Here is a 9,811-nt window from a genome sequence, read left to right on the forward strand (position 1 = left end):
AACGGCGCAGCACCGCCCTGATCATCTCGGCCTCGGAGCGCCCGTCTTTCATTGNTGATCCTCGGCCACCGACGATTGCACGAGCTTTGCGCTGAACGGAACGACGATACTGCAGGTCACTCCGAGGGGGTCGAAAGTCAGCGTGGTCTTGGCGCCGAACTCAAACGCGAGAGTCCGCTCCAAGAATTCCGTGCCGAAGCCTTGGCGCTGCGGCGGCTTCACCGGCGGCCCCCCGCGCTCTCGCCAGACCAATGACAGAAGCTGCGGTGAGCTCGGCTCGATCTCCCACGAGACGGATACTTGGCCCCTCGGCTCGCTCAACGAGCCGTATTTGACGGCGTTGGTGGCGAGCTCATGTATCGCGAGCACAAAAACTTCGGCAGCTTTGGGCTGCAGCCGGATTGAAGGGCCGGTGACGACGACCTGCCGGTCCTCATTCGCGCTGCAGGCGGCGAGTTCTTCGACCACCACATATTCGAGATCGACGCCGCCGGCCGGACCACGGGTCAACATGGCCTGGGTGCGCGCGTAGGCGGTGAGGCGGCCGTCGAGATGAGCTGCGTATTCCTCGACGGTCTCACTGGTGCGGGCAGAGCGCCGCGCGATCGAACGGATCACGCCCAGCATATTGCGGACGCGATGCCGTAGTTCGGCAAGTTGCGTCAGCTGCGACTGCTCGGCCCGGGCAATTCTGGCAGGCAATTCGCCGTCGACGTGAGCACCGGTGCTCGTTTCCGCGAGAGAGACCAGAAGACTGTCGACGGCTCTACGTTCCGGTGGCGGATCCCCGCGGCGGACGCGGAATTTTCCCTGGTCGACGGTGGTGATCTTTCCGGCGGTGCACAAATAGACCGCGCCGCCCTCAATCAAAGCTTGGTCTCGAGGCTCCTTCACGTTGTGCGAAAGTCGCTGCAATTTCTGCCGAAGAGCCTGCTCCTCGGTACCGTCGCACCCGTCGGCAAGTACGATCACCGCCTGATCCGGCTGCAGCGAAAAGTTAGCGAGCAACCGGTCGAGGCTGTCACGCGCCGCGGGGGACGCTGCGACCGCAACGATCAGAGACGCGGGAGCACCTCGGTCTTCGCCGGATTGGCTGTCGTCGTTGGCGGTCACGGATCAGTCCATAGCTCGCTGCCTTGCCCGGTGGGGCCCCGACCATAGGACAATCCGGCGGTGCCAGGGTTTAAATCGCACAGACGCGTCCGCTTGGGCCGCTTCGACGTCATCTTCGAGACGGAAGATGTGGCCGGCACTCAGGTTGGAGGGCGTAGTGCAGTGCTCTCGACCCACCGCCGAATCTCCTTGGAACCCAAAGGGTCGCTTTCCCGGTCCTCTCGGCGTCGTCCATCATCATCTGCGCGGGCGCCCGGCGAAGCCGGAATCGTCAGCGGCTCCGATCGGGCTTCGGAGCCCGCCGAAGGGCGTAATGAGGAGCAAGTCTGCATAGGATTATTATGCGCGCGAAGGTCGGCGTCCGCTTTTGCATAGGATATGGAGCGTCGGCTAAATACGCGGCTCACGCCGGCGGCGTCGCTTGGCCGGCATCACGTAGCCGCATCTCTATCGGCTTGCCGACAGGGGCGAGGGAAAGCGATGGCGCAAGTGCTAAATACTCGGCCGAGAAGCCGCCGACCGCGACGAGCCCGCTCCAATCCAGGATGCTGATGCCCTGGGTGTTCCACTCGACAAGCCCTCGGCGCCGCAACTTCTGCACCACGCGATTGGCATGAACGTTCGAAATGCCGCATGCGTCTGCAATATCGGTCTGGGTCCAGGGAATCGAAAACCGGAGGTCGCGGGCTAGGCCGACGGCTTGAAGCCGCACCGCGATTTCACAAACCAGATGCGCAACCCGGGACAATGCATCGCGCCGTCCTATCGTGGCGAGCCATTCCCTGAATGTCGCGGCCTGAATCAGCGATTGGCGCCAAACCGCCTCAGTTAGTGTCGGCGCGCGATCCATCGCCGACTGCAGGGCATTGTGTGGCACAAACGCGACCACGGCAGAGCCGACCGCCGTCACTCCGTAGTCAAGGGCAGGAAGATACAGTGCAGACAGGTCGGCAATATCACCGGGCAGAAAGAACGACGTTATCTGCCTCTGAGCACGGTCAACGCGCTTGTGGGCGCTGAGAATGCCGCTCAGCACCACGGTGCAGCGGGTCGGCGCATCGTCTTGACGAACGATTTCCTGACCGGCGCCGAAATTGGCGACCGTGAGGGGAAGGTCGGCGATATGTTGCCGATCTTCAGGAAGAAGCGGCCTACAGGCTTCGAGCCGATGGATCAGGCGGGAATAGGGGCGTCCGATCTCCATCCTCGATTTACTTCTCCATCATCGTGGTTAGTTGACGATCACGACTGATCGACACCCGCACGGTTGCCGATCGAGAGCGTCGTTGCATTAACCTGAGATAAGCGCCGGCAACGATGGCCTCCCGTTATCGCATGACGTTCCGTCAGTTATCGCTCCAATCCTGGTCGATCGCTGCACGCGTGAGAATAAACAGCTGAGAACTGTGCAGCCGCTCTCAATTGATTGCCGCCGCTGAGCGCGGGACCGGTGTCAATTCGACTTGACAAATCCTGCCACGTCCCATCGCGGAGGCCTTACTGTTCTCGACGAAACGGAGCCTCCGGTTCAGTGAGCCTACCGTCTTGCGCTGCCGGGCTCCGCCATCTTGCGGTGTTGGCTCGCCAAAGTGCCGGACGGCGTGACGTTCGCGACACTGGTCTGCAGCTTGTTGTGCCAACCCGCGACGACATCGCCTTCGCCGCTTATCATTGCGTCGAAGCCGATGCGGGCCACTTGTGAAGCATAGTCCTTCTTGGCGGTGCCGACAGCCGTGTCCATCATGTCGGCGCGGCGGAAGAATTCGGTGTCGGTGGCGCCGGGCATCAGGCAGGTGATGGTGACCTCGGTGTCCTTTAGCTCTTCGCGCAGCGCGAAAGAGAACGAGTTCAGAAACGCTTTGGTGCCGTTATAGACGGCCTGAAAACTTCCGGGAATGAAGCCGGCGATCGAGCCGGTAATCAGAATGCGGCCGGCGTTGCGCCGCCGCATGTCATTGCCGATCCGGTGGATCAGATAGATGGTGCCGACCACATTGGTGTCGACGACACGGCGCGCTTCGTGAAAGTCCTGATCGAGGAAGCCGTGGCCGAGACCGCGTCCGGCATTGGCGAGCAGGGCATCGACGCGGCGTCCGTTCACGGCCGCGCACAGCCGGTCGACCCCTTGTTCGGTGGACAGATCGGCCTGCACAGCTTCTACAGCGACACCGTGCGCGCGTAGTTCTGTCGCGGCGGTGTCGATGGTCGCCTCGTCGGCCGCAATCAAAAGATCAAAGCCGTCTTCGGCGCAGCAGCGCGCGAGTTCGAGTCCGATCCCGGTCGAGGCGCCGGTGACGACAGCTAAGCGACGGTCTGTGGCCATGCGTGATCTCCGCTGGTGTGTTCGGTGGTCAACCGACGCTACGTTCTGCTGTTCCACAGGAACAACGACGTGTCGGGAGGTTTGTCAGGCGAACCGACGCAATCTGGAGATCGTGATGAAAGCGCTGACCTGGCACGGCAAGAACGACATTCGCTGTGAGAGCGTGCCAGATCCGAAGATCGAGCACGGCCGCGACGCGATCATCAAAGTGACGGCCTGTGCGATCTGCGGCTCCGATCTGCATCTGATGGACGGCATTATGCCGACCATGGAGAGCGGCGACGTTCTCGGCCACGAGACGATGGGCGAGGTCGTTGAAGTCGGCGCTGATAACAAGAAGCTCAAGGTCGGCGATCGTGTCGTGGTGCCGTTCACCATTTCCTGCGGCGAATGTTTCTTCTGCCAGCGAGGCTTCTATTCGGGCTGCGAACGCTCCAATCCGAACGCCAAGGTCGCCGAGAAGATGTGGGGACATTCGCCGGCTGGACTGTTCGGCTATTCGCACATGCTCGGTGGATATTCAGGCGGTCAGGCCGAGTATCTGCGCGTGCCTTACGCCGACGTCGGTCCCATCAAGGTTCCCGATCATCTCACCGACGAGCAGGTCCTGTTTCTCTCCGACATCTTTCCGACCGGCTTCATGGCGGCGGATTTCTGCAATCTCAAAGGCGGCGAGACCGTCGCGATCTGGGGCTGCGGTCCAGTCGGCCAGATGGCGATCAAGAGTGCGTTTCTGCTTGGTGCCGAGCGGGTGATTGCGATCGACACAGTGCCGGAGCGCATGGAGATGGCGAGGCAGGCCGGCGCCCTGGTGCTGGATTTCATGGACATCGATATTTACGACAAGATCCAGGACCTGACCAACGGGCGCGGCGCCGACGCCTGCATTGATGCGGTTGGTACCGAGGCGGCGACCCTGTCCGGGTTCGACGCTGTGGTCGACCGGGTCAAGATGGCGACCTTCATGGGCACCGACAGACCGCACGTGCTGCGCCAGGCGATCCATTGCTGCCGTAACTTCGGAACGGTTTCGATCGTCGGCGTCTATGGCGGCTTCCTGGATAAGATTCCGATGGGCTCCGCGATCAATCGCGGGCTCACCTTCCGGATGGCCCAGACGCCGGTGCAGCATTATCTGCCGCAACTGCTCGGCCGCATCGAGAAGGGGGAAATCGATCCATCTTTCGTCATCACGCATCGGGCGACTCTGGAAGAGGGGCCGGAGCTCTACAAGACCTTCCGCGACAAGCAGGACGGCTGCATCAAGGTGGTGATGAAGCCGTCCTGAAGGCGCGCGATGGTCGGGCGTGTGTTGATAGGCACGTCGGGATGGCACTACGCATCCTGGCGCGGCCCGTTCTTTCCGGATGGCCTGCCGCTCAAGCGCCAGCTGCAATATTATGCCAGCCAGTTTCCCACCGCTGAACTCAACGGCGTGTTCTATCGTACGCCGACGCCGGAAGCGGTGAGGGGATGGCGTGAGCAGACCGGCAAAGACTTCGTGTTTGCCTGGAAGGCGTCGAAGTTCATCACCCATTGGAAGCGGCTGTCGGATAAATCCGCCAACAGTCTCGAACTCCTGGAGGATCGGCTCGGCCTGCTCGGCGATAAGGCCGGTCCGATTCTGTTTCAACTCCCGCCGCAGTTCGCGGCGGATGAAGACCGGCTGCAGTCGTTTGTTGGAATGCTCGCGTCCAAGCGGCGCTACAGCTTCGAATTTCGTCACCCGAGCTGGTACAGCCCTGCTATCCTGCGGCTTCTGCGCAAGTCCGGCATCTCGTTGTGCCTGTCCGACCATCATGACGCGCCAGCGCCATGGAAGCGCACCGCGGACTTCGTTTATGTTCGCGGGCATGGCCCCAGTGGGCGCTACCACAGCCATTACCCCGGCAAGGCCCTGCGCGAATGGGCCGCCAGGATCAAAGGCTGGCGGCGGCAGGGGGTCGACGTCTATGTGTATTTCGACAACGACCAGAAGAGCGCCGCGCCGCTCGATGCTTTGAGGCTCGCGCGGATGCTGGAGGAGTAATCAGCCGGATCGCGCTTGGTCTCAGCCGAACACGCCGAAATACCACGCCAGGACGGCAAGCAGCGGAACGATCGCGACGGCGATGAGCAGCAGCGGGGCGGGCTCGTTGCCGGTTCGCTTGGAATGAAGATTATCAGACATGCTGCAACAATCAGCATGTCGCGCTCCAGTTCCTGCGCACGCCACCTCGCTTCGTCGCTTCTCGTAAGTAGGAGAGCGGTGGAACTCTGCGCCGCGCTCTGGCGAATGCCGCGCGCGTTCCTATATGTGCGGCACGTTCCTGTGCCGCACACTCCCGTGAGACGAACCTTGCTGATCCTGTTGATGCTTTTGTTCGGCCCGATCGCGATATCGGCCGGGCGATACTGGCTGGGCGACCGCAGCGTCGATTGGCAGATGGCCGACCGCTCGAGTGCCGGATTGCTGCCGCCGGCAGCTGCTCATCCTGAAGCTGTGGTGCGCGTATTCGCCGCGCGCACGGTGCGTTGGCGCGGCATATTCGCCGTGCACAGCTGGATCGTCGTCAAGCCGGCCGACGCCTCACGCTACACGCGCTACGACTACACGGCATGGGGCGAGCCGATCCGCGTCAACGGGTTCGCCGCCGATGGCCGCTGGTTCGGCGATCTTCCGCAACTGATCGCCAGCGCCGATGGCGCTGAAGCCGCCGAGATGATCCCGAAGATCCAAGCGGCGATCAAAGGATACAAGCTCAACGCCTACGGCGATTACCGAGCCTGGCCGGGACCGAATTCCAACACCTTCGTCGCAGCGGTTCTCGCCGCGGTGCCGGAACTAAGCACCACGCTGCCGCCGACCGCGATCGGCAAGGACTACCCGTGGAACGGCGACTGGATCGGCCCGACCGGCTCCGGCACCGGCATTCGCGCCACGCTCGGCGGCTATCTGGGGCTGACGCTCGGCTGGATCGAGGGCATCGAAGTCAACATCTTCGGGGCGGTGATCGGGGTCGATCTGCGACGCCCGGCCATCAAGCTCCCGGGGCTCGGCCGCATCGGCGTCAGCGCAGTTTAGGCACTCTCACGATCGCGCCGCGGTGGACTTGGCGTCTTCCTTCGGCCTCAGGAAGCCGCGCGCCAAAGCGTGGTAGATGCCTTCGGGGCAGATCAGACCCGAGGTCGCGTGGGCGATCATCGCCGCTGCCATCAGCGGCACCACCATGGCGTGGTTATCGGTCATCTCCGTGACGATGACGAAGGCCGTGATTGGTGCGCGAACCACGCCGGCGAAATACGACACCATGCCGAGCAGCAGGATCGCGCCGATCGGTGCGGTCGGAAGCAATTGCGCCACGTTGCTCCCGATGCCGGCGCCGACCGCCAAGGACGGCGCGAAGATTCCGCCCGGGATGCCGCTGATCGCCGACAGCGTCGTCGCGGCGAGCTTGAGCAGGCCGAAGTCCCACGGGAGGGCGTGCCCGGCCTCGAGAGCCGTCTTCACCTGCGAGTAGCCGGTGCCGTACACCGTGTCGCCGGAGAGCAGACCGCAAACGGCGGCGCCGAGGCCGCAGGCGGCCGCGAAGGCGATCGGATAGATCTTCGGCAAGCGACCAAGGCGGATAGGCCACCCGCGGGCAGTTTCGATCACGATGCGGCTGAACAGGCCGCCGGCCAGGCCGCCGGCGATGCCGCAGAGAGGGACAGCCAGCCAATCGCTGCCGCTGTGCAGCGTCGACTCGCTGTGACCGAAGTAATCGTAGTTGCCGACCAGCGCCAGCGAGGTGAGGCCGGCGGCGATCACCGCCGCGATGATCAGCGCGCTGGTGCGGGTCTCGAACGACCGGCTCATTTCCTCGATGCCGAACACGATGCCGGCCAGAGGTGTGTTGAATGCGGCCGCGACGCCGGCCGACGCGCCGGCTAGAATCAGGCCCGGCTGGCGGCGCGGCGACAACCGGCCGATCGCGAACATGATCGAAGCGCCGACCTGCACGGTGGGGCCTTCGCGGCCGATCGAGCCGCCACACAACAGTCCGAGCAGCGTCAGCAACACCTTGCCGATTGCGATGCGGATCGACACCAGGCGCCCCCGTGCAGCTTGATCGTTGAGCTGCCGTGCTGCGATCGCCTGTGGGATGCCACTGCCTTGCGAGTTGGGAAAGTAACGTTGGGTCAGCCAGACCGAGACGGCGAAACCGAGCGGCGTGATCAACAATGAAATGTAACGGGACTGAGCCAGGGCGGCAGAGAAGGCGATCTGGGCCCAATCGGCGAGGAACGCCAGCACGACCGCTGCAGCGCCGACGGCTATGCCGCCTAGGAGGAAGATGCCTCTTTGCCGCCAACGCGCCGATGTCACGCGGATCGAACGACGCCGGCGAGGCGACAGCAGTTGTCTCATGTGCAGGTCTTCAGCGCCTTTATTGATGGGAACAACCTAGGCCGCGAATCGACAATGTCAAAACCGCCACCTCAGGTCGTGAGGTTCAAACGGAGCACGCTTTGGTCTGCGCCGCCAATGTCATCGAGACCACAGCAATGTTGCAGCAATTTGGAATAGCGAGCGGCTTTCTGATCTCAAGGCTTGGCTGAGCGACGAAATTCAGTTGTCGTCGACCTCATATCGGCAAACCGCATTCCGCCTGCGCTGATGTGATGATGCATCGGTTGACGCCTGGCCGCCTCGTCACCGCTCATGATGCTCCAACAATCGCCGCAGAGCCCCACCGCCAAGGCGAGGGCACTAATGGTCTTCAGTGACAGCCCAGGTCTCCAATAATTCTAGGGCTTCAGTAGCTCACGTACACCCGGGCCTTGATGTTGAAGTCTCCGGCTTTGGTGTAGATGGCGTCGTTCAGGGCGAAGCCGCCCACCAGCGTGGCGGTGACATTGCGGTTCAGCGTGTAGTCCACGCCGAGGCCGACACCGGCGAGGGAATAATCGTTGCGCGGCACTGTGCCGAGAATCCCCTGATAGGCATAGCTCCGACCCCAGCCCAGGTCGAAGAAGCCGTAGGGGGAAAGCTGGTCGCTCACCCCCTTAATCCCGAGTTTGGACAGGAGGGGGAAGGTAGGGGTGCGCAGCTCGTTGCGCCACACGAGCCCGGTGTCCGCCGTCGCATCGTCCAGCGTATAGCCGCGCGTGGCGTATAGGCCGCCCAGATTCATCTGCTCGGTGTTCGGAAGCGGCTGGCCGGAGGCGAGAACGCTGAGGTCGCTCACCCAACTTAAGCCCGCGGGCAAGCGCGTGACCCGATTGACGTCCGCCACCCCATAGACATATCGGACATCGTTGACGCGGCCACCGCTATAGGCGCTCCATTGCGCCGCGTTGTTGCCACCGATCATGCCGCCGGGATTGACCACCAGTTTTACATCCAGACTGGTGTTGCCATAGGCATCTGCGCGCGAGACCGACCAACCGGCGAACATCTCGAACAAGTCCGCATTTGCTCCGCCGATGTCTACGCCGGTGAAATAGCTGCTGCGGGAGACGGTCTTGCCCGTGGCGCCCAGGATCAGATCACCGGCATAGAGACCGGGCACGAGGTTGGAGATCGCGGTGCGATAATAGACTGGGATTTCCAGGGTCTTATTGTTGAAGGCGAAAGAGTTTGGGCTTCCGTTCTGGCGGGTGGCCACATAGTTGGGCGCGATTTCGATGCTCTGCCGCTCGCCGGTGGACAGGACGAGGCGCGCCGCCTGGCTATAATAGTTGGGCTGCTCGGCCCCGCTGCCGACGCGACCAGGATCGGTCCAGAAATTTGGGCTGCCGGTGACCTGATAAGACAGGTAGCTCTCCGGCACCCCGAGTAAGGCGGCGCCGAAGCCCGCGAAGTAGCGGTCAAAGCCGGTGGCATGGGTGCCGGTGTTGGACCAGCCCGCGAACATCTGCCACGGCTTCTGCTGGGTCACTTCCAAGGTGAGGTTGCTCAGGCCTACATCATGGCCGGGCGCGAACACGCCGGAGACCGAATGATAGGGATAGCGGTTCAGCCAGGCCAGATCCTCATCCAGCGCATCGGCCGCGATCCGTTGGCCCGGCGCGGTGCGTACCCGGCGCATCAGGTCGGCCTCCATGCCCACCTCCGCACCAGAGACCTTCACCGATCCTGTGCGGAACTCCACCACCCGCAGGGTTAGCACACCGCTGGTGACCTCCTGCGGCGGCAGGGTGACAGAGACGAAGGGATAGCCCGTCTCGCGATAGACCTCGGCGATCGCCGCTTGGATGTCACTGACCCGCTTGCGTGACAGCGGCTGGCCGAGGAAAGGGGCAAGCGCCCGCTCTAGTGCAGCGCGCGAGATATCACCGATTGCGCCAATGCGTATGCCGCGGCGACCGCGGGTCAGCACACTCTCCTTGGCGCCGATGAGTGTGATGCCG

8 protein-coding genes are annotated in these 9,811 nt (G+C 63.0%); 3 read left to right on the top strand and 5 right to left on the bottom strand.

Features of this window, described 5'->3' with window-relative positions; genetic code table 11:
• Window positions 1-48: 48 nt before the first annotated feature.
• The 3 genes from I5M_RS34330 to I5M_RS27570 all read right to left on the bottom strand — a co-directional run bounded on the left by I5M_RS34330 (window position 49) and on the right by I5M_RS27570 (window position 3,436).
• Window positions 49-1,113 (bottom strand): sensor histidine kinase, encoded by a 1,065-nt coding sequence (locus I5M_RS34330; protein WP_083909702.1) that lies wholly within the window; start codon window positions 1,111-1,113, stop codon window positions 49-51.
• A gap of 403 nt (window positions 1,114-1,516) precedes the next feature.
• Window positions 1,517-2,317 carry a Crp/Fnr family transcriptional regulator gene (locus I5M_RS27565; RefSeq protein WP_022724349.1) on the bottom strand — a complete coding sequence of 267 codons (801 nt, stop codon included), beginning with the start codon at window positions 2,315-2,317 and terminating at the stop codon, window positions 1,517-1,519.
• Window positions 2,318-2,650: 333 nt separating this feature from the next.
• The gene (locus tag I5M_RS27570; protein WP_022724350.1) at window positions 2,651-3,436 is read right to left on the bottom strand and encodes an SDR family oxidoreductase; all 786 of its coding nucleotides are present in this window, start codon (window positions 3,434-3,436) and stop codon (window positions 2,651-2,653) included.
• A gap of 115 nt (window positions 3,437-3,551) precedes the next feature.
• Here I5M_RS27570 and I5M_RS27575 point away from each other — a divergent pair, with 115 nt between their 5' ends.
• From I5M_RS27575 to I5M_RS27590, 3 genes are all read left to right on the top strand, one after another.
• The gene (locus tag I5M_RS27575; RefSeq protein WP_022724351.1) at window positions 3,552-4,724 is read left to right on the top strand and encodes a zinc-dependent alcohol dehydrogenase; all 1,173 of its coding nucleotides are present in this window, start codon (window positions 3,552-3,554) and stop codon (window positions 4,722-4,724) included.
• Between the two features lie 9 nt (window positions 4,725-4,733).
• Window positions 4,734-5,465 (top strand): DUF72 domain-containing protein, encoded by a 732-nt coding sequence (locus I5M_RS27580; RefSeq protein WP_022724352.1) that lies wholly within the window; start codon window positions 4,734-4,736, stop codon window positions 5,463-5,465.
• 324 nt (window positions 5,466-5,789) lie between these two features.
• Window positions 5,790-6,500, top strand: a complete 711-nt coding sequence (locus tag I5M_RS27590; RefSeq protein ID WP_040771935.1) for a DUF3750 domain-containing protein — start codon at window positions 5,790-5,792, stop codon at window positions 6,498-6,500.
• Between the two features lie 6 nt (window positions 6,501-6,506).
• On the opposite strand, the gene I5M_RS27595 is transcribed toward I5M_RS27590, so the two are convergent.
• Both I5M_RS27595 and I5M_RS27600 read right to left on the bottom strand, forming a co-directional pair.
• Window positions 6,507-7,826 (bottom strand): chloride channel protein, encoded by a 1,320-nt coding sequence (locus I5M_RS27595; RefSeq protein WP_022724355.1) that lies wholly within the window; start codon window positions 7,824-7,826, stop codon window positions 6,507-6,509.
• A gap of 388 nt (window positions 7,827-8,214) precedes the next feature.
• Window positions 8,215-9,811 (bottom strand): ShlB/FhaC/HecB family hemolysin secretion/activation protein (locus I5M_RS27600; protein WP_022724356.1); only part of this gene is annotated, 1,597 nt, incomplete at its 5' end.

It is taken from the genome of Rhodopseudomonas sp. B29 (assembly GCF_000333455.1).
Taxonomy (GTDB): Bacteria; Pseudomonadota; Alphaproteobacteria; order Rhizobiales; family Xanthobacteraceae; genus Rhodopseudomonas.